Annotated in this window: 23 protein-coding genes and 2 pseudogenes; 16 read left to right on the top strand and 9 right to left on the bottom strand. The window is 31.5% G+C overall.

What is annotated here, in order from left to right; all coding sequences use genetic code 11:
* Window positions 1-38: 38 nt before the first annotated feature.
* From COL05_RS32320 to COL05_RS13030, 4 genes and pseudogenes are all read left to right on the top strand, one after another.
* Window positions 39-239 (top strand): annotated as a pseudogene (locus COL05_RS32320) (hypothetical protein); the annotation flags it as partial.
* Between the two features lie 187 nt (window positions 240-426).
* The gene (locus COL05_RS13040; protein WP_098668910.1) at window positions 427-744 is read left to right on the top strand and encodes a hypothetical protein; all 318 of its coding nucleotides are present in this window, start codon (window positions 427-429) and stop codon (window positions 742-744) included.
* 224 nt (window positions 745-968) lie between these two features.
* Window positions 969-1,274: a barstar family protein gene (locus COL05_RS13035; protein ID WP_098668909.1), complete on the top strand. Its 306-nt coding sequence runs from the start codon at window positions 969-971 to the stop codon at window positions 1,272-1,274.
* Window positions 1,275-1,403: 129 nt separating this feature from the next.
* Entirely contained in the window at window positions 1,404-1,994 is a 591-nt protein-coding gene (locus COL05_RS13030; protein WP_098668908.1) for a DUF3967 domain-containing protein, read from the top strand.
* Window positions 1,995-2,257: 263 nt separating this feature from the next.
* Here COL05_RS13030 and COL05_RS13025 read toward each other — a convergent pair whose 3' ends face one another.
* From COL05_RS13025 to COL05_RS13010, 4 genes are all read right to left on the bottom strand, one after another.
* Complete coding sequence (locus COL05_RS13025) at window positions 2,258-2,611, bottom strand: hypothetical protein (RefSeq protein WP_098668907.1); 354 nt, start codon at window positions 2,609-2,611, stop codon at window positions 2,258-2,260.
* Window positions 2,612-2,957: 346 nt separating this feature from the next.
* On the bottom strand, window positions 2,958-3,230 hold the full coding sequence (locus tag COL05_RS13020) for a hypothetical protein (protein ID WP_098668906.1): 273 nt from the start codon (window positions 3,228-3,230) through the stop codon (window positions 2,958-2,960).
* Between the two features lie 33 nt (window positions 3,231-3,263).
* Window positions 3,264-3,665: a hypothetical protein gene (locus tag COL05_RS13015; RefSeq protein ID WP_000030444.1), complete on the bottom strand. Its 402-nt coding sequence runs from the start codon at window positions 3,663-3,665 to the stop codon at window positions 3,264-3,266.
* 14 nt (window positions 3,666-3,679) lie between these two features.
* Window positions 3,680-4,510: a ParA family protein gene (locus COL05_RS13010; protein WP_098668905.1), complete on the bottom strand. Its 831-nt coding sequence runs from the start codon at window positions 4,508-4,510 to the stop codon at window positions 3,680-3,682.
* Window positions 4,511-6,173: 1,663 nt separating this feature from the next.
* On the opposite strand from COL05_RS13010, the gene COL05_RS13005 reads away from it, so the two are divergent.
* Window positions 6,174-6,761, top strand: coding sequence for a GNAT family N-acetyltransferase (locus COL05_RS13005; RefSeq protein ID WP_098668904.1), 588 nt, complete (start codon window positions 6,174-6,176; stop codon window positions 6,759-6,761).
* Between the two features lie 359 nt (window positions 6,762-7,120).
* Here COL05_RS13005 and COL05_RS31340 read toward each other — a convergent pair whose 3' ends face one another.
* From COL05_RS31340 to COL05_RS13000, 3 genes are all read right to left on the bottom strand, one after another.
* Window positions 7,121-7,276 (bottom strand): hypothetical protein, encoded by a 156-nt coding sequence (locus COL05_RS31340; RefSeq protein ID WP_180233450.1) that lies wholly within the window; start codon window positions 7,274-7,276, stop codon window positions 7,121-7,123.
* Window positions 7,277-7,652: 376 nt separating this feature from the next.
* Window positions 7,653-7,829, bottom strand: coding sequence for a hypothetical protein (locus tag COL05_RS31335; protein WP_000421056.1), 177 nt, complete (start codon window positions 7,827-7,829; stop codon window positions 7,653-7,655).
* Between the two features lie 98 nt (window positions 7,830-7,927).
* A complete protein-coding gene (locus tag COL05_RS13000) occupies window positions 7,928-8,119 on the bottom strand; it encodes a hypothetical protein (RefSeq protein ID WP_072193171.1) in 192 nt (63 codons plus the stop codon).
* Window positions 8,120-8,306: 187 nt separating this feature from the next.
* Between COL05_RS13000 and COL05_RS12995 the strand changes: the two genes are divergently transcribed.
* The 6 genes and pseudogenes from COL05_RS12995 to COL05_RS12970 all read left to right on the top strand — a co-directional run bounded on the left by COL05_RS12995 (window position 8,307) and on the right by COL05_RS12970 (window position 13,820).
* Window positions 8,307-10,523, top strand: coding sequence for a peptidase domain-containing ABC transporter (locus tag COL05_RS12995; RefSeq protein ID WP_098668903.1), 2,217 nt, complete (start codon window positions 8,307-8,309; stop codon window positions 10,521-10,523).
* Window positions 10,516-11,829, top strand: a complete 1,314-nt coding sequence (locus tag COL05_RS12990; protein WP_098668902.1) for a putative HlyD family type I secretion protein — start codon at window positions 10,516-10,518, stop codon at window positions 11,827-11,829. Before COL05_RS12995 ends, COL05_RS12990 begins: the two co-directional genes overlap by 8 nt.
* Before the next feature lie 33 nt (window positions 11,830-11,862).
* Complete coding sequence (locus COL05_RS12985; protein ID WP_098320399.1) at window positions 11,863-12,342, top strand: CPBP family glutamic-type intramembrane protease; 480 nt, start codon at window positions 11,863-11,865, stop codon at window positions 12,340-12,342.
* A 371-nt stretch (window positions 12,343-12,713) separates the two neighbouring features.
* A pseudogene (locus COL05_RS31860) lies at window positions 12,714-12,901 on the top strand (hypothetical protein).
* Window positions 12,902-12,967: 66 nt separating this feature from the next.
* A complete protein-coding gene (locus COL05_RS12975; RefSeq protein ID WP_098668901.1) occupies window positions 12,968-13,171 on the top strand; it encodes a hypothetical protein in 204 nt (67 codons plus the stop codon).
* A gap of 379 nt (window positions 13,172-13,550) precedes the next feature.
* A complete protein-coding gene (locus COL05_RS12970) occupies window positions 13,551-13,820 on the top strand; it encodes an LCI fold-containing protein (protein WP_098668900.1) in 270 nt (89 codons plus the stop codon).
* Between the two features lie 198 nt (window positions 13,821-14,018).
* On the opposite strand, the gene COL05_RS12965 is transcribed toward COL05_RS12970, so the two are convergent.
* Complete coding sequence (locus COL05_RS12965) at window positions 14,019-14,480, bottom strand: coiled-coil domain-containing protein (protein ID WP_098668899.1); 462 nt, start codon at window positions 14,478-14,480, stop codon at window positions 14,019-14,021.
* A gap of 677 nt (window positions 14,481-15,157) precedes the next feature.
* Between COL05_RS12965 and COL05_RS31330 the strand changes: the two genes are divergently transcribed.
* Window positions 15,158-15,322 (top strand): hypothetical protein, encoded by a 165-nt coding sequence (locus tag COL05_RS31330; RefSeq protein ID WP_000377658.1) that lies wholly within the window; start codon window positions 15,158-15,160, stop codon window positions 15,320-15,322.
* A 205-nt stretch (window positions 15,323-15,527) separates the two neighbouring features.
* On the opposite strand, the gene COL05_RS12960 is transcribed toward COL05_RS31330, so the two are convergent.
* Complete coding sequence (locus COL05_RS12960) at window positions 15,528-16,361, bottom strand: membrane lipoprotein lipid attachment site-containing protein (protein WP_098668898.1); 834 nt, start codon at window positions 16,359-16,361, stop codon at window positions 15,528-15,530.
* 294 nt (window positions 16,362-16,655) lie between these two features.
* On the opposite strand from COL05_RS12960, the gene COL05_RS12955 reads away from it, so the two are divergent.
* From COL05_RS12955 to COL05_RS12940, 4 genes are all read left to right on the top strand, one after another.
* On the top strand, window positions 16,656-17,000 hold the full coding sequence (locus COL05_RS12955; RefSeq protein ID WP_098668897.1) for a hypothetical protein: 345 nt from the start codon (window positions 16,656-16,658) through the stop codon (window positions 16,998-17,000).
* A 231-nt stretch (window positions 17,001-17,231) separates the two neighbouring features.
* A complete protein-coding gene (locus COL05_RS12950) occupies window positions 17,232-17,432 on the top strand; it encodes a hypothetical protein (protein ID WP_000420155.1) in 201 nt (66 codons plus the stop codon).
* Between the two features lie 85 nt (window positions 17,433-17,517).
* A complete protein-coding gene (locus COL05_RS12945) occupies window positions 17,518-17,718 on the top strand; it encodes a hypothetical protein (protein ID WP_098668896.1) in 201 nt (66 codons plus the stop codon).
* Window positions 17,719-18,057: 339 nt separating this feature from the next.
* Complete coding sequence (locus COL05_RS12940; RefSeq protein WP_257152567.1) at window positions 18,058-18,813, top strand: hypothetical protein; 756 nt, start codon at window positions 18,058-18,060, stop codon at window positions 18,811-18,813.
* Window positions 18,814-18,864 lie beyond the last annotated feature (51 nt).

Raw genomic sequence — 18,864 nt, 5'->3', positions numbered from 1 at the left:
TTTTTTCAAAAAAATAAAACAAACTATAAGGAATTGGTTTTGAGCTAACTATCTTTTGGATTAAAGTAGTATCCTAACTAATTGCATCCGTTGTAGCGCTATGCGGTGGTTTGTTTATTATGGTAGGTAGCCAGGAACGGGGATTCTCCTTAATAAGCCGTGCAGGAATTGGTTATATAGTGGTGCAAATGATACCGTTGTTTATGCGATTACTTGTTGAAATTGCTAAAGCTATTTAGTTGTCCCTAACAAGTATTGTTCTTTATATAAAAATAACTGTTTATCGTTATTAACAAACAACATATCTTAACTAAACATTCGAAATTAACTGTTTTATATTTCTAAAAATCCTATATATTTACAATGGTTATTTTTAAAAATATGATTAGGTGGCAAGCTATAAAACTATAAAAAGGGGGATTTTTTATGTTTAAAAAGTTAATAATAGGAACGCTAGTAACTGGTATTGTATTAACTGGAGGAATTGGAGCTTCGGCAACTACATTTGAATCAAATTCATTAGCTGATAGTAAAGTAAAGAAAGAAGTAGCTAGTTACGACATTGAACTTAAGGTAGGGGAGAAAAAAAGAATATCTGGAAGTTGGGCTTATTCTGAATTTGGAGACGGAAGTGTTTTTAAATTAACGATAGAAAACGGAAAGTATTATGTTAAAGGTTTAAATCCAGGCACGGGTGGTATAGTAGTAGATGGAAAAGGAAAGTCAATTCTAGTGACTGAATAACATAAGAAATAGAATACTTAAGTTAAAAGCTCTGTATAATCAGAGCTTTTTTCTTTGCAGGAATTCCCTAACCATCATGGAATATTGTCACTAGGAGGTGTTGTGACGCTATGACGGACGAAATTGTTTATTCTGCTAGTGAAGTATATATACGGCTAGGAATAAGTGGTATATTGTAAAATAGTGATGAAATATAAGCTTAATGTGTTAATGGGGTGTATAAATTGAGTAATGAACGGGAATCAATTATGGTCATAGATGTAAGCAAAATTTATAGTGCAAAAGAATTGCATTTACTTCTTAAAGAGAAGCTTGATTTTCCTGATTTTTACGGGGAAAATTGGGATGCCTTTTGGGATTGTATTACAGGGTTTGTGTTTCCTTTGCCAAACAAAATGATCTTCGAAGGATGGTCAAAGTTAGAAAAAAGGTTACCGATAGATACAAAAATAATGAAAGAGTGTCTTCTTAATTATAATGAAGAGGATAGAAAGGATCCTGAATGGAAAAGTGAATTCTTATTTAATTAAATAACAGGAAATATTTACGATGTGAGTAAGAATCTTAATATAGAAAAAGAATCCCTAAATGGGGATTTTTTATATGCAGGAATTTGCTAACCATCATGGAATACTGTCACTAGGAGGTGTTGTGACGTTATGACGGACGAAATTGTTTATTCTGCTAGTGAAGTATACAAACGACTAGGAATATCCGATAGCACCCTTAGAAAGTACATGGAAGTATTGTCACGTGAAGGATTCGCAGTAAAGAAAGATAATCGTGGCAGACGCCAGTACACAGACAGTGACATTATGGTCATTGAGAAATTAATTGAACTGAGTAAGCATGACGGTATGACGCTAGAGAAGGCAGCGAAGATGATTGCGCAGCAAATAGAGAAGGTTAATCCGGATCTGATTCAAGAAGAAGCTGAGGAAACGGACTTAGTGCCATTCCACATTAAACAGCAATTGCAGGAACAGTACGGCGTTATGGCGCAAGAAATGAAACAAAGCATGTTAGCGATGGAGAAACGCTTAAGTGAGCAGGCCAAGCAAAGCAACGAGGAAATCAAAGCGAGTGTAGAAGCGCATAATGAACGAGTGGAAAAACGATTGGAAGCCCGGGATGAGACGCTTATGAAGACACTACGTGAGATGCAGGAAACGAAGAGAATGATGCAGGAGTTTCGGGATGAGATTGCTGCTGCGAAAGAGAAGAAGAAGCCGTGGTGGAGGTTCTGGTAAAGGATTTCTACAAAACTACGCGAAAGTAGAAAAGTATACATTTCTACTTTTCTACTTTGTAGGAAGATGTATTTATTATTGTATTTTTAACATAAAGTGGTATCGTCAGCATTTCGAAAAAAAAGCTAAGCAACAAAAAAATAAGCTGTCCATATAGACAGCTTATTTACATAAAATTCGTTATTGGAAGTTATTTTAAACTTCTCCTGATTGGAGAGGTTCAATTCTCCTCTAAAAAGGCATCCACTTATTCGTTATGTATTTTATACTTTTTTTGTTTTCTTTGCTCTTGTAAACTTCCAAAAAGCTAAAAGTAGTATGAGGAGCGGTATTCCTTGAATGAAGAGAAATCCTCCTAAAAAATAAAGCACATGACTAACTAGAGGAGGAGCTGTTGCCGAATCACCCGCAACATAAGCTCCATAATTAGCCACCACACCTGCATAATCAGCTATCCCGCCTATAAAAAAAGCCACTGGACTTATGAGTAGGTTTATCCCTAAACAGACGATTATCAATGATAGGTTTTTAGCCTTAATTTTTGATGAACTAGATAAGAAAAATAAGAATATTGCAGTGCCGAATATAAGAAATAGTAATACATAATAAATCCCCATAATATCCCTCCAAATAATATCCCTCCAAGACTTTAATTGTACCATCAATCAGGGCTATTTTGGATGAATATGATATTCATATATAGTTAACATAACGTCCTATTATCGGTAGCAAGGAAAAAGTGGATTCCTTACTCTTAGAAGGAATCCACTTTTTTATTTTCTATAAATCTATTCGTCTTTTTATACATTTCTATTAAGGCTCGGTTTTCGGGTTCTCGTTTGTTACTGGATTACCCGAAAAATCGTATAAAATCTTGCATACTCTTAGCGTTGTTTTTTTATGAAATACTGGAGGTACCTCATAAAAAGAAGTACCCCTAATTAGAAAAAGGGATACTTCTTTTTATATTTCAGTCAGTAATTTAAATTTCATTTTCTGCTCTACAGTTAATTCTTTTTCTACATAATTATTAATAAGTAAATCAATTATTTCATGAGTGAATTTCTTTTTGGTAATTTTCATTAGCGCTTCAAGTTCTACTTTTGATTCATTAGAAACTTTAATACTTCCTTGTTGGTTTTTAAATTTCTTTTTCGCAGGTGCCTGTATTTCCTTATCTGAGTTGTCGTTAATAGGCGTAACTGTTACTACAAATGAATTGTTCTTATTCTCCACAGGTGCCACTCCTATCAGAAATTTTTATTTTTGTTATTTCTTCTCTAACATCTCATAAAGGTGTTTGTACATCCCTTTATAACCTTCAGATTGTCTCGTTGTTAATTTAGTATTTACATAGCTTTCAAGAAGCATATCGATAATACTGTTAATAGATGCTTTATCCATGCTTTCTTGCTCTTTAATAAATGGTTTAAGGGTATTTAGCTTTAATAAAACAGCGGGTGAAATTTTAGCTGTTTTAGATGGAACTAAACGTTGATCAGGCTTCTCAGGAGCAGTTACTTTTCCTTTATTGATAATAGGCTTAATAACTTGTTTTTTAACAGGCTCACTATTACGGCCAAAATCGTTAGTTCCTTTTATCTGTACACCTTTGTCATTCAAAGTGTTTCCAGGTTTTGTGACTATAGGTTGAAATGGTGCTTTAGACATTATGAACTTCCTCCTTAAGCGTTAATAGTAGCGAAATAGTTTTCATGCTCATTAAGTTCGCTAAGAACATCGATGAATAGCTGATGTGCTTTTTCATCCCACATATCAATATTACCGCTAACGTTAACGTTTTTATGAATCCCTTCAATATCATATACTTTTAGGCGTTCTTGATATCTCACAATTGTATCTAGAACGTTTCCGCCATACATTTCCTGAGCTTGTTGTAATACTTTATTATCCACTCGTTTTCCCTGGTGTAACATCATTGGAATAATACCTAGAACTTGTAGGTCTGCATCATATGTTTCTGCTAAGAACTGCATATAAGCGATGTATGTTTGAGCACCTTCTAAAGATAACTCTTGTGTTTGTAGAACGATGATACAATAATCAGCTGCTATCATAGCGTTATCTGAGTAGTCACTGATTGTTGGTGGTACATCAATGTAGATGCGATCATATTTATCTTTTAATGGTTCTAGTAACTTCTTTAAATATGTAATTTGTGCAACTTCATCCTCTGGGAACATATCGAAGAGGATTTTCGAAAGCTTTCTAAATGAAGTATTAGATGGAATGATATCCAAATTCTCGATAACTGGGATAATCTCATTCTCTAAATTTTGATTTAGAAATCCATCAGTAATAGACCTGTCTATTTGTTCAATGTCACCTGTTTTAGCAAGTACTCTTGTAGCATTACCCTGAGGGTCCATATCCACTAAAAGACATTTCTCGTTAAATACAGTAGCTGCTTCATAAGCTAACATTGTAGCTGTTTTTGTTTTTCCAACTCCGCCTTTAAAGTTACCGATTACGTATGTAGTTGCTTGTCTAGTCATTTTCGACATTCCTCCATAAAACTCCGAATAAGTATACCTTCGAGTAAAATGTAACATCTACATACAATATTCGCAATAGTATACCGGAGAAAAGTTTATATTTTTCAACAAATTTATCGAAAGAGTAGAAAAGTATACTTAAGCGTAAGATTTTTTAGTATACTTTTCTACTTTTCTACTTTTACGTAGGTTATAGAATAGGCGATTTTAAAGGTGTAAAAGTATACATTTCCACTTATGCGTAGTTTAGGAGTCTTGTCTATATATACCGTTAATAAAGGGTTAATTGCAATTTTAAAGAAGGGATCAATTTTAAATATGAGGTTCTAAGTATACATTTCTACTTATGCGTAAGTTAGAAACAGTATACCAAATTTAAAAGTATGGTAGAAAAGTATACTTTTACACTTTTTCGTAGGTATACATTTCCACTTACGCGTAGTTTTAAGTTGTCATTTCGCTGTTTACAAACAAAAAAGCTTGTTGTAACGTAATAAACAACAAGCAACATTCTACAAAACAAAACACAATTTGATATTTTACATAAACGAAGATCATGAAGATCGAACGAGATAGATTAAAGACAATTGAATATGAACACAAAACAAAAAGCCACTCCCATATGCTATTGGCTACCAACCTTTAGCGGGAATGACTTGCTCTAGCAAGTGTACCACCACTTGACTAGAAAAAACTGTATTAACCGACAGTGTTAACGTTTAAGAAGTGTACCACCACTAACCTTAAACAACTATGCCTTTTCACGAGGCTTCTTTGATATACCCATTTTATCTATTGTTTGGATAAATATCAACTAGTAAATACTAGTTTTGATTAATTTATATTCCAAAAGATATATAACGGGCATCTCTAATCCTAGAAGTCTTGTGATCGTACAGGCCATTTAGGAATTTGGGATGCCTTTTTGTTTTGGTTCGCGTGGAATTGCCTGAAACCACGTAAATAAAAACTGATAAGCCGTAATTCTGTGCTTCTATATAGAGGGAACGTGTTACGTGCGTGGCTAGCTGTTGGTCGTGCAGGGGGTACAGAGTATGCGCCTACAAAAACAGCACCCCTCATTAGAATCCTGTTCTTCTGGTGAGGGTGGGCGAGAACTTGCCCAGGGACGATTCTCTAAAAGGTTCGGGTGGTTATCGTTAGCATTACGGTGCTAGGGAGTACATTCAGCTTGTCGTGTAGGGACGATATTACAAGGACAAGCCATAGAAAAAGGATGTATGCGGTGAAAATCGCTGAGTGAACAGGGTCTATACATACGGATACCTTATAAGTGACCGCATGGCGAAAACCAAGACGCTTATCCATCTATTTTGATCGATTACTTTTTTTGTAGTCTTTCAAAGTAGGGGATAAATCTGCCTTCCAGCCGTGTTCCATAATCATTCCCACATGATAAAAACCCTCAAGACCTTCAGTCAAGCTTAATTGCGAAGAAAAGATGAAAAAAATGAGATTGTTTAAGACCTGGGGGGATGACTCACTAAGATAGAGGAATAAATAAAGGATTTACAACTTACTTGGTTAGAGGATAAGGGGATGCATGGTAGAATAGGCCTTATTGCGGAATTAGGTTTTACACAACGGATATAGTACGTGAAATTTAACTTGAATTTTAATTTATAAAAGGGAGAAAACATTGATGTTTTGTCGTAAAACTAAATTAAATGAGTTACAGAGAGAATTAGATGAGTTAAAGAGAGAACTTTCTTTTTATAAAAAAAGAGATGTACAACAAAGAAGAAGTAATATAAGTTGTAAGGAATATCCTTGTATTTTGTTAAAAGATACTAATAATTATATCATCATTGATTTATTGGATGACATTCGTATTACTGCAATCTATATTTATAAGCTAAATCGCCCTGCTGAGCAATGGATGTTTGATTTAGGATCTGATCTTAGAGATGAAAGTTTTGCTGAAATTATTGGAGAACTAGAATTTGGATCAATTAGTGATGGTAAGGCAAAGATAGGAAGGCTTGGTGTAATTGAGGAATACAGAAATCAAGGATTTGCTACATATATGATGAAAAAAGCAATAGAGTGGGGGGAATCTCAGGGATTTTCAGAATTACATTTAACTGCTTGTACTTCTGTATACAAACTAGGAAATGCGCTAAATCAAGATGAATTAGTTTCATTTTATCGTAAATTAGGGTTTGAGAATATTTCTCCTAAATCAAATCGAATGACGTATAAATATTGTGATTCTGGTGTCGAAACTTAATAGGGGTTACCATATCATTTCGGGAAAATTGTACGTTTAAACACAATTTGGACACATTTCAAGTGTTTCCTGTACGTTAAGAGACATTTGTCCAGAAAATCTTCTTTATTTATTGTAATTTGAATGTATATTTTTGTTGTATAAGTTGGGGATATTAGGGATTCAGTGGAAAAGTAATGTTTAAAAGGATATGAAAGTAAACTAATATTCAAAAGTTTACTTTGGAGAATGAGAAAAAGAACTTCGATTTTAGGTTTTTTATTTTGATACTATCGGTATCTTATTTCATTTTATATATTTTATAATACATAGATGATACCTAAGAAAGAAAAGACAGCTGATTTATTGCTGTCTTTTTATTATTTGATTTTTGATCCAATCCATTGTCCAAGTTCTTTACCCCATTTTATAGGATAATAAGATGCATTAGTTGAAGTTGTTACAAATGTTGTTTTACCACCATTCGTGTTTAATAATTCTTTTTTTGAAAGTAGAGTATATTTGTTTTTATTCATTTTTATTTCTCCTTTTAATATAGGGGTATGTGTAGCAACGGAACCAAATCACGCAATAAGTATTAGCGGACATTCATTTTAAGGGTTATTTCGTATATTAGTGGACATAAAATAGCTACTTTTATTAACTTGATGTCCGCTAATGATACTTATAGGACATTACCAGTAAAATATGCTTTTGATCTTTTTACAAAACTGAACTTTTCTGTTTCATAAGAATGAAAATGTATCTAAATCTAAACGATTTTCATATAAAAAGTGCATTTTTATCATTTCTGATGTCCGCTAATGCTTGTTGCGTTATCCTGTTCCATTGCTACACAAAGGCCATATATTAGTATTTTTTCTTAAAGTTATATGATTGATGGAGGGATTATTACCATTTACCGCCTGGCATACCATGTTTATATTGCATTTCCATTGATGGACCTGGTCCTTTTGTGTATGATTCGAATTGTTCACGTATCCATTTGTTAACATTTATAGCTCCGCCATTAGTTTTTTCTATTTCTTTTTTATTAAGATTTTTTAATTTTGTTTTTTTTAGTTCCATGATTAAAATTCCCCTTATTATATAGATTTTTTATATGTTCTAATTTATAAAATACCCCTATCAATTATATAAATTGATAGGGATATTTTTAATTATTATTACCATTTACCGCCTGGCATGCCATGTTTGTATTGCATTTCCATTGATGGACCTGGTCCTTTTCCATAGTCCTTAGCAAGTTTCCAAAGTTCTGATCCAATTGTATACATATCAAAAGGACTTACTCCACCATTTACTTTTTCAATTTCCTCTTTGTTCATTTCTTGTAATTTTGCTGTGTTTAGTTTCATGATATTTCCTCCTAATTGTAATGTGTAGAAAAATGCATCAATTTTTTGAAATTAATAACAATAATAATTATATATCCTAATATATTGAATTTGATATGCAATTTTGCATATTTTTCAAATTGGAAATTTTATAATTATATAATTTATTTATTAAATTTTATATAGGAATAAGAGAGTAGGATATAACTTGAAAAGAAAATTTATTTGTGTCAAACAACAGGATTTAAAAGATTGTGGGCCAGCTTGTCTTTCAATGGTTTCCCGTTATTATGGTCTTTCTGTAGCTATATCAAAAATTAGAGAAATTGCTGGAACAGATTTAGAAGGGACAAATGTACAAGGATTAATTGAATCTGGTGAAAAATTAGGTTTTGAGGTAAAAGGTGTTAAAGCAACTGATTCAGAGGCATTAAATGAAATTCCTTTACCAGCAATTGCACATGTTGTTATGCCAGGAGGATTACTTCATTATGTAGTGGTTTATAAAATAAAAAAGCAAAAAATATATGTAGCTGATCCGGCTGAAGGGTTAGTGGTATATTCGAAAGATGATTTTTGCAAAATTTGGACTGGAATATTAGTATTATTAGTTCCTAGTCAAAATTTTCAAAGGGGAAATAAGGATGTAGGAACATTATCACGTTTTTTAGTATTACTAAAAACACAAAAGTCTTTGCTTTTTCCTATATTTTTAGCATCCATTTTCTTAAATTTATTTGGATTATTGGGAGCGTTTTATTTTAAATTTTTAATAGATGATATTGTAGTTAATCAGTTAATACAGTCACTTCATATTATTTCTGTTGGAGTTATTGTTTTGTATATTTTTAAAGTTTTACTTTCTTATTTTAGAACACATTTAATTTTATATTTGAGTCGAAGGATTGATGTTCAATTAGTACTTGAATATTATCGTCATGTAATTAATTTACCTATGAATTTTTTTGAGACCAGAAAAGTAGGTGAAATTATTTCAAGATTTATGGATGCTGGTAAAATACGTGATGCTTTATCAAATGTAACTATTACATTAATGATTGATACTGTAATGGTTTTATTAGGTGCAATTTTATTATATGCACATAGTCCAATGTTATTTGGAATTACATTATTATTAATTCCATTTTATATAGGAATTATATTTGTATTTCATAGACCATATCAACGTATTAATCGTAAGGAAATGGAAAGTAATGCAAAGTTAACATCGTATTTAATAGAGTCTTTAAATGGGATTGCAACTGTAAAATCTTATAACGCTGAAAAAGAAGTGTTTTATCAAACAGAAAGTCGATTTATTAATTTACTTAGATATATATTTAAAAAAGGAATGTTATTGAATTTACAGGGTTCTATTAAGACAGGAATTGAATTGATTGGTGGTACAATTATTCTTTGGGTGGGTGCTATGCAAGTATTAAAGGGTAATATGACAATAGGTGAATTGATTACATATAATGCACTTTTGGCATATTTTCTAAACCCTATTGAAAATTTAATAGGAATTCAACCTACTATGCAATCTGCATTGGTTGCAGGGGAAAGATTAAATGAAATATTTGATTTGGATATAGAAAAAGATGAAAAAGAACATAATAAAGTTTTTCCAAAGTATTTATCTGGGAAAATTAAGTGTTCGAATATTACATTTCGCTATGGAACACGTAAGAATGTTTTAAATAATATAAGTTTTTCTATTGAACCAGGTAGTCAAGTAGCTTTTGTAGGGGAAAGTGGTTCAGGTAAAACAACAATTTCAAAATTATTAATGTCCTACTATGAACCGCAACAAGGTGAAATATATTATGATGATTATCATATTAAAGAGATAAATCGAACAGCATTGAGAGAACGAATTGCGTATGTATCACAAGAATCTTTTTTCTTTAGTGGATCTATTTATGATAATTTAAGATTTGGACTTAACAACTCTGTTTCATTAGAAGAAATTATTCAAGTATGTAAACAGGCTTGTGTTCATGATTTTATTAGTGATTTACCTTTGCGTTATGAAACCCCTCTGGAGGAAAATGCTTCGAATTTATCAGGTGGACAAAGACAACGTTTAGCAATTGCGAGAGCCTTATTGAAAAAACCAGATATATTGATTTTAGATGAAGCAACAAGTAATTTAGATTCTACAACTGAAAAACATATTACAGATATGTTAAAAGAATTAGGTTTACAAGGAATAACAGTAATTATGATTGCTCATCGTTTAAGTACAATTGAACATGCAAATCAAATTTTTGTAATGGAAAAGGGTAATATTATAGAAGAGGGTTCACATGTAGAATTATTATTTAAAAAAGGTGAATATTATCGTCTTTGGAAGAATCAAACAGTTCATGTAGAGCATATAGAACAACAATTTTATGCAATGAGGGGTGATCAATATGAGTAAAATCTATTCTTTTGATCAATTAACAGATAGTGTGGAGCTATTAGAAAAAAAACCACCTCGGTTTATTGCTTTATTATTATCTTTGCTTTTTTTAAGTTTAATAGGTTTTATGATTTGGGCATATATTGGGAAATTTGATGTTGTTAGTAAAGGAACTGCAATAATACAGGGTAAAACAGATATAAGTGTATCTAGAACTGAAATTGCAGGTATTGTAGATAATGTTGTGGTTAAATCTGGAGATGAGGTAAAAAAGGGAGATACTTTGATTCAATTAAAGAATCAAGAGTTAACTAATAGACAAAATCAAACGGGTCAAGCCGTACAATATTTGGAAGAAAAAAAGAGGATGTTGGAACAATTAAAGAAGAGTATTCAATCTCATCAATTTTCCTTTTCTAATGAGGTAGATATAAAAATTAGGGAAGAATATAAAACCTATGAACAGGGATATCAATCTTTGCAAAATGAAAAAGAAAATGAAATAGAGGTAATAGAGAATAGTAAATTATCAAATGAACAAGATGAAATTCTACAAGAATTAAATGCAGAAAAAGAAAATATTCAAAGAGAAATAGAATCTATTGGTAAACAAAGAAAGAGAGAGAATTTATTAGAAGAACAAAAACAATCATTAGATGATAAAGAAGATTCTCTAAAATTTCAACAAAGTAGTATTGAAAAGCGAATTGAACAGAGAAAGGGAAATTTAGAGAATGAAAGAAAAAAGGTTGATATTGTTAGGAAAGGTAAACAAGAACAAAAGAAAGATAATTTAAATCAATATAAAGAGAATGCTATTATCTCAGTTAATCAACGAATTCAATCTTTAGAACAAGAAATATTTGTAAAAAAACAAGATTTAGATGGATTACACAACCAAAATGAAACGACAACTATAAAAGCGAAAAGGGATGGTATTGTACAATTCCCTTCTATTATACAGCAAGGTGATTTGATTGAATCGGGTCGAGAGGTAGTATCAATTATTCCAAAAGAAGATGAAAAAAAGGTGAGAATTTTGTTGTCAGCTCAAGATATAAAAGGGATAAAAAAGGGAGATAGAATCCAGTATTCATTTAAGTTGAAAAAGACGGATAAGCAAATAGGAAAAGTAATATATTTATCAGCACATCCAATTTTTGATAAAGATTCAAAAACTTATGTATATGAATTAGAGGGGACAATTGATACTAAAGAATTATATGAATTGCATACAGGGATGATAGGTAGAGCTTCTGTCGTGATAGGAGAAGAACCTATATGGAAATTTATATTGAGAAGATTAGATTTGACTTCCAATTAGTAGAATTTGATAAAAGCGAGAGTGAATACTTATATGTTAGCGAAATTGAATAGATTTATGCTTGATTTACCTATAATTTGGTTTGTATTACTTATAGTATTGGGATCATTTTTACTTGTGATACCATTAGATTTATTTTTACCAGCGATAAAACAACATCCGATAAAGGAAGACCCCGCTATTATACAGATTTTAGTAGGAGTATTTGCGGCACCTGTATATGAAACAGTAATTTTTCAGGTATTTTTATTTTGGGTATTAAGTTGTATTCCTCTTATTAAAGATCGTGATTATCTTATCATTTTAATAGCATCAATTATATTCGGATTAAGTCATTCAGAGGGTATTACTTATATAGTCGCTACAGCAATAATTGGAGTATTATATAACTACGCTTATTGGTTATATCAAAAAAAGAATGAAAAAGTTGAAGTTACTATATCTGCTTTTTGGATTGTTTTTTTGATTCACTCATTACATAACTCTATTGTTGTTATAGCAAATGTTTTTTAATAAATAATAATTTTATTATATAGATCGCTTATATTGGTTTGTTGGATAAATGATGACTCAAATTATTAAGAAGAATATTTGCCCATCCCCCGAAAAGTGATATTAATACAAAATACTCCAAAATAGTAGTGGTTAACGTTTTAGATTACCTGGACCATGTTACTCTGGTAAAACAACTATATGCATGATAACAACGAGTTTTCTTAGTCCAAATGAAGGATTAATCTTACTAATCAATTTTGTAAGATTAATCCTTCATTTTTGTTACAAAATAAGCTACTTTGCCCCTAAACTTAGCTACGCTGGTATTGGGCCTATAAGGAAATTATTGGTTAATTAAAGGTACATATATATTAGGAGGTACATAAACCATGATAGAGGTAGTTACGGCGTTTTTCTTACTAATTCTCCATTCCATTGTTTATCTCTTTTCAAGTGGAGAAACTAAGCAAATAGCAAAAAACATATAAAAGAAATTCTTAATAGTCCTGATGGAATAATAATATTAGTCTTTGCTGCGGCACTTTTAATCGGGGGGATATATTTATTAACATTATGATTTCAGATATCTTAGTTTAAAACGTATAAGGAAATTAATAGCACGCATTAGGGAGGTACATAAGTAATGATAGATATAATCACGTCATTCTTTTTACTAGTTATATATTCTATTCGTTATCTATTTTCAACAGGCGAAAATAGGAAAAAGGCAAAAGCAGATTTAAAAGAATTTTGGACTGATACTGATGGACAAATACTATTAGGTGCTGCTATGGGACTGGCTGTAATAATTTTTGGTTATTGGTTTATGATGCAAATAAATTTTTAACTAAGAAGAAAAGCATTAGAGAAAACAAGATATTAAATAATATATAAGGATCTCGCCATTTGTGTAGGATGGTGAGTTTTTTTATGTACAAAAAAAGACACCCTAAGGTGTCTTCTCTTGTTGTGGTAAATAAGAAGTAAGGTTTCCATTTTAACTGAAAAAATAGAACAGGTGCTTAGATTTTATCACGATTTTTTTCTAAATGAACATGCATTATTACATACCACAATAAATCCCTCTATTTTCCATTTGATAAAATGCATTACAAATATTGATAAAATTTAAATAAATATTTCTACAAATTCAAAATATTTACAGAAATCACAAAAGTGATACATTTAAGATGCAAGTTATAAAAAATATTTAAGGGGGATTTATTATGTTCAAGAAATTAGTAGTTGGAGCATTAGCAACTGGAATCATGTTATCTGGTGCAGGTGGAGCGATGGCTGCAACACCTAATACTGACAGCGCAAAGACGGAAAAGGTTACTATGGCAGCGGATAAGAAAAGTATAACTTTAACAGGTTATTTTTCAAGAAATTCTATACCGAGCAAAACTGTACTATATGGTATCACGTGGTACTTGAAAGACGCATGGCAAGAATCGGATGGCACATGGACAGGTTATTTTGAAGGATGGTATTAATTAATAAAATCTATTTATAATAAAAAGCCTCTTTATAAAGGGGGTACAACCAACATTTCGGAAATTTTGTACCCTAACCCTAAGCTAGATTCAACCTAAAAAGTCGATTTCCTGTACGTTAAAGAATCTACTTCTAATAAAAAAGACAGTATAAATACTCTGTCACGAGTAATATACTGTCCTTTTTATTTATACTGTTTATTTGCTTCCTAATCTCGATGATACAAATCCTTTGAATGATTTTAACAATCCTTTTGCAAAACCATCTGCCTTTTCTTCCATATCATTAAGCTCTTGTTTTATCTTATCTATCCGTTCATACCATTTATCAATTCTTTCTTGATTGTAATCTTCCTTAGCTTCTTCTTTTTCAATATTTTTTATTAAGTTATTGAAGTCCCTTTGCAGAATTGCCCTTCTATCCTCTCTAATTTTCTTTATTTCATCTCGATCATCATCGATTCTTCCTTTTATCTTTTCTATGACAACTGGTGCTGCTTCTTTAATAATTTCTATTACTACTGTAGCTGCAACTTCTTTTCCGATTGACCTATTACTGGCAGTAGGACTAATAGTTGAACTATTACGTTCAACTATCTCACCCTCATGAGTATCGACTTTAAATATATCTAATTTTGTAGGTTCTGATTTTCGGCTCATATTGTTCCCCCCATTACATCTTTAATTTATTAATACTCTTATTTTTCTTATAACAGGATTTTAATTTTATAATTACATATTACCAGATTATACTATATTATTTCGTAACTAAGCTGCATACGTTAGTTGAGGAAACATAATCCCATAAACGTTCGTTTTTGATACTTATAACGAAAACATTGTTATATCAAGGGATTTAACCTTAACGTACAGAATTCGCGTTTTGTTAGTACTACCCCTAAAGGGGCTTTTTATCTGTGTAAAATCATAAAAAAAGACACCCTAAGGTGCCTTCCTCCGACTTGAACCACTTTAATTTTAACAATATGTATTGGACGCCAATCCAAATATTATTTTATCATGTTAAGTAATGTTGTGCATTGAGAAATACAGTACACTTCTTTATTTAAACGTAAAAAACCCTAGAGGGGACTAGGGCCTTTTGACAGAATGAATATGATCCAAAAAGGACTTATATAACGTAACATGTGAATGTTTCATAAATGTATCGTAAAAGTGAAAAAATCTATATTCTATTTTTAGCTCGATGTAATTTGAGATTATTCCAATGATATTTCCTCTAATAAAATTGTGTGATAGACTGTATGTAACTGTATATTGTGAGGGCGGGAGGTTGCTATCCTTTCTCTGATTCTAGAGAGAAAGGAGGTGACCGAATGGATTCTTTATTTAATTTATTGTATGACGCTGCTAAGGTATTCCTTACAGTATTTGCAACAGCTTATGCGAATGAGCTGGCGAAGAAGATTAGCAGTAAACGAAATAAAAGAACCGCCCCAAATGCCGGCAAGCGAAAGGGCGGTTCTAAACGCAAAAAATAAGTTTAAGCAACCGACCACCTTGCGGTAGCAGTTACTTGAAGAGATGTTAGCGCATCTCTTCTTTTTATTATATACACAAGGTATTACTGTAATACTATTACAATAATTATATCAAACGTACATAAAAAATCAATGAGCATGTAATAGATATAATGTACAAAAGAAAAGACACCTAAAGGTGCCTTCCGATTTGAACCACTTTAATTTACTTGATTACGCCACCAGAAACTCCGGACATTGCCATAATATCAATTATTTTATCTGATGCACTAGCGTCTTTTCCGCCTCCATAGTAGGCGTTTAATGCATCAATAAACCAATATGCGTCGGCCGTTACTGATCTACCTGCAGACTTCATCGATTCAATAACTGTTTGAACATATATAAATTTATCATCAAATGATAAATCAACCCAATCCCTACCAGTAGCATTCTTAATCTTTTCTACTTCTTCATTAGCTGAAGAGGAAGTGTCAGTTGAAGGTGGTGTAGTACTGGTTTCAGTTTTGACGGGTTTAACAGGTATTCCATCTTTAGCACTTGCATCGTAAATAATATTACTTTCAATATAACTTTTATCTTTATCATCTAAGTGCAGCTCATCTCCAACTGAATGAAGGTAGCTATAAGATGCGTAATATTCGTGTTGCTCTGTTTTCAATACAATACTAAACACTTCGCATGAAATGCCTTGTCCACAGTACAGATCTCCCGCACCATCTTTACCTTGTGGTTTTCCACCTTGTTTTTCAATGAGTTTACCTATGGATACTAAGTATTCATATTGTTCTTTAGGTTGTAATTTATCAAATGAATCGTTAAGGGAAGCCACGATGTCATAAGAATAATATGGATTTTCAGCATTTGGATCTGTATTTTCTAGTTCTTTATATATTACGGACTTTAGATAATTCTTAATTTCTTTATCCTTTGATATTTCGGAGACAATACTATTCAAATTCTCAGTAGTATGTTCTGGTCCACCACAACCGGATAAAATAAACATTGCAGTGATAATAGTCAAAATGATTCTTTTCATAGTTTTCCTCAATTCTTGTTGTTTTTCTGGAATGCAATTTGCAAAATGTAAGATTTCTCATCTTATATTAGCAAATGAATCATTTACTAATTGTCATATTTTGTCGAAAAAAATAAAAAAGACACCCTAAGGCGCCTCCCTCCGACTTAAACTATCCTGTATAAATGCCGCCCCGATTAATACATTAAACTATAAAAATAATTTGTTATACTTCTGTTTACCCTAGCTGATATAATGTATAAGGAAATTATTGGTTAATTAATAGCTAACATATATTAGGGAGGTACATAATTCATGGTATTTATAATAGGGTTATTTTTCATATTTATAATCTCTATTATTCTTTCATTATTTTCAAAAGGTGAAACTCAGCAAGAAGTAAAAGAAGTTGTAAATGACATTGTTACCGGTCCTAATGGGAAAACACTCTTAATCGTTGCTGTGGTATTTGTAATCGGAGGGATATTTATTGTTGGTAGTATTGTAAATAATGGCAATGAACCACCTTCAAATCCAAGTATGAGAAACGATCGTACCCCTTTGAAGTGTGCTCATTATGGTGGCGAATGGGACACCGGCGGTCTTTTTGGAGAAGCTAAATGTGTTTATAATAAAACCGATGAATCGGATAATAGGTAGTATATAAAGGCCTTATCTTTTTATAGGAAGATAAGGCTTTTTTATGCATAAAGAAAAGACACCCAAAGGTGCCTTCCTCCAACTTGAGCTATCCTGTATAAATGCCATCCCTATTAATAAATTAAATTATAAAAATAATTTGTTATACTTCCATGTACCCTAGTTGGTATAATGTATAAGGAAATTATTGGTTAATTAATAACGAACATATATTAGGGAGGTATACAAGTCATGGAACTAATAATTTTTTCATTTGTATTAGTGGTAATATTCTTTATTCTTTCAATAACTTTAAGTGGTAAAGGTCAGCGAATAGCAAAAGAAGTTTTAAAAGAGCTTATTAATGGTCCTGAGGGAAAAATGTTGGTAGGTTTTTTTGGAACTTTAGCAGTTATAGGAGTAATTTTTATCATTTGGTTTTTATTGAACTAAGCATTCCAGTTACTCAGGCTGATACAAGGTGCAAGAAAATTACTGGATAATTAAAGGTACATATATATTAGGAGGTACATAAGTAATGATAGATATAATATTCTCATTCTTCTTAGTGGTTACTTATTTCATTATTTATCTCTTTTCAAGTGGAGAAAAGAAACAACAAGCAAAAGAAAATCTAAAAGAAGTTATTACAGGTCCGGATGGTAAACTCCTATTAGTTACTGTTATGGGAATTCTAATCATGGTAATCTGGTTATATTGTTATGGTTTAGGTTTATGAATATAAACTAAAATCATATCCAAGTATACGAGATAATGGTTTACCTGGGAAGTATGCGTATTATGGTGGAGAATAGGACACTGGTGGTCTTTTTGGAGAAGCTAAATGTGTTATGAAACTGATGGATCGGATAATAGGTAGTATATAAAGGTCTTATCTTTTTATAGGGAGATAAGGCTTTTTTATGCATAAAGAAAAGACCCCCTAAGGTGCCTTCCTCCGACTTGAACTACCGTAATTTTAGTAATAGATGTTAGAGATTATATTAAGATAGTTTGACGAAGACAGTTATACATTATAAGGTATATAGTGGAAATGAATAGAAGAAGAGGGGATTTTATGAAAAAAGGTATAGTTATATCAATGATTACGGCGTCAATACTACTGTTACAAGCTTGTGATAATTCTTCAAGTAAAGCTAGCGAACAACAAAATACTAGTACTAAATCGAATAATGAATCACAAAATACGAAAGAAGAACTAGAATCATTAAAAAAAGAAAATGAAGATTTAAAACAAAAAAATGCAGATTTAGAATCTAAAACAGATGAAAAACAAAATAATACCGATAGTACAGAGATTAATAAGGAAACTGAACAAAAAACGTCACCAAATACTGATAAAGAAAAGCTGAAAAAACAATTAACAGATAAAACCTTTATAGCTCCTAAATCAAATGCAGAAGGACGTTTAAGTGTTGCAGAATTAGAAATGTCATTAAAAGAGTATCTCATGCCTAAAAACGCAAAACATGAGGAATATGAATTAGAGAAATCTGAAAGCACAACGCCTGATAACAAACTAGTTTATGCGTTCAAGAAAGATAACAATAAAGGAAGAATGGTTACTACTGGATACTATGCCTTAGATGAAAATGGTTATGTTTATAAATATAATTTTATGGAAGAAAAGGCTGAAGAAACACCTTTAACTAATATATACATTGAAGGTGTTTTACCAGATAATAAAGATGATTCTACAATAGAAAATGAAGGTCAAACTTATGAAGAACATCAGAAAGAAAGAGAAGAAAAAATAAAAGAAGATAAGGAAAATGGTACATATGATAAGAAAGATCCATTAAAGTACCAATAAATTTAATAATATCCGCGATATATTAGAGGGATTTTAAATGAATAAACAAAA

It is taken from the genome of Bacillus sp. AFS059628 (assembly GCF_002571225.1).
Classification (GTDB): domain Bacteria; phylum Bacillota; class Bacilli; order Bacillales; family Bacillaceae_G; genus Bacillus_A.
The sequence above is the reverse complement of the archived record's forward strand: the minus strand, read 5'-3'. Positions and strand labels throughout refer to the sequence as shown.

Bases quoted from the DNA above. Each gene is read 5' to 3' on its own strand.
- COL05_RS31335 (WP_000421056.1), bottom strand. From the start codon at position 7,829: ATGGAACTAAAAAAAACAAAATTAAAAAATCTTAATAAAAAAGAAATA.
- COL05_RS12955 (WP_098668897.1), top strand. From the start codon at position 16,656: ATGGTATTTATAATAGGGTTATTTTTCATATTTATAATCTCTATTATT.
- COL05_RS12940 (WP_257152567.1), top strand. From the start codon at position 18,058: ATGAAAAAAGGTATAGTTATATCAATGATTACGGCGTCAATACTACTG.
- COL05_RS13005 (WP_098668904.1), top strand. From the start codon at position 6,174: ATGTTTTGTCGTAAAACTAAATTAAATGAGTTACAGAGAGAATTAGAT.
- COL05_RS12990 (WP_098668902.1), top strand. From the start codon at position 10,516: ATGAGTAAAATCTATTCTTTTGATCAATTAACAGATAGTGTGGAGCTA.
- COL05_RS13015 (WP_000030444.1), bottom strand. From the start codon at position 3,665: ATGTCTAAAGCACCATTTCAACCTATAGTCACAAAACCTGGAAACACT.
- COL05_RS13000 (WP_072193171.1), bottom strand. From the start codon at position 8,119: ATGAAACTAAACACAGCAAAATTACAAGAAATGAACAAAGAGGAAATT.
- COL05_RS13030 (WP_098668908.1), top strand. From the start codon at position 1,404: ATGACGGACGAAATTGTTTATTCTGCTAGTGAAGTATACAAACGACTA.
- COL05_RS12960 (WP_098668898.1), bottom strand. From the start codon at position 16,361: ATGAAAAGAATCATTTTGACTATTATCACTGCAATGTTTATTTTATCC.
- COL05_RS12945 (WP_098668896.1), top strand. From the start codon at position 17,518: ATGATAGATATAATATTCTCATTCTTCTTAGTGGTTACTTATTTCATT.
- COL05_RS12970 (WP_098668900.1), top strand. From the start codon at position 13,551: ATGTTCAAGAAATTAGTAGTTGGAGCATTAGCAACTGGAATCATGTTA.
- COL05_RS13025 (WP_098668907.1), bottom strand. From the start codon at position 2,611: ATGGGGATTTATTATGTATTACTATTTCTTATATTCGGCACTGCAATA.
- COL05_RS12950 (WP_000420155.1), top strand. From the start codon at position 17,232: ATGGAACTAATAATTTTTTCATTTGTATTAGTGGTAATATTCTTTATT.
- COL05_RS12975 (WP_098668901.1), top strand. From the start codon at position 12,968: ATGATAGATATAATCACGTCATTCTTTTTACTAGTTATATATTCTATT.
- COL05_RS13010 (WP_098668905.1), bottom strand. From the start codon at position 4,510: ATGACTAGACAAGCAACTACATACGTAATCGGTAACTTTAAAGGCGGA.
- COL05_RS13040 (WP_098668910.1), top strand. From the start codon at position 427: ATGTTTAAAAAGTTAATAATAGGAACGCTAGTAACTGGTATTGTATTA.
- COL05_RS12965 (WP_098668899.1), bottom strand. From the start codon at position 14,480: ATGAGCCGAAAATCAGAACCTACAAAATTAGATATATTTAAAGTCGAT.
- COL05_RS12985 (WP_098320399.1), top strand. From the start codon at position 11,863: ATGTTAGCGAAATTGAATAGATTTATGCTTGATTTACCTATAATTTGG.
- COL05_RS31330 (WP_000377658.1), top strand. From the start codon at position 15,158: ATGGATTCTTTATTTAATTTATTGTATGACGCTGCTAAGGTATTCCTT.
- COL05_RS31340 (WP_180233450.1), bottom strand. From the start codon at position 7,276: ATGAATAAAAACAAATATACTCTACTTTCAAAAAAAGAATTATTAAAC.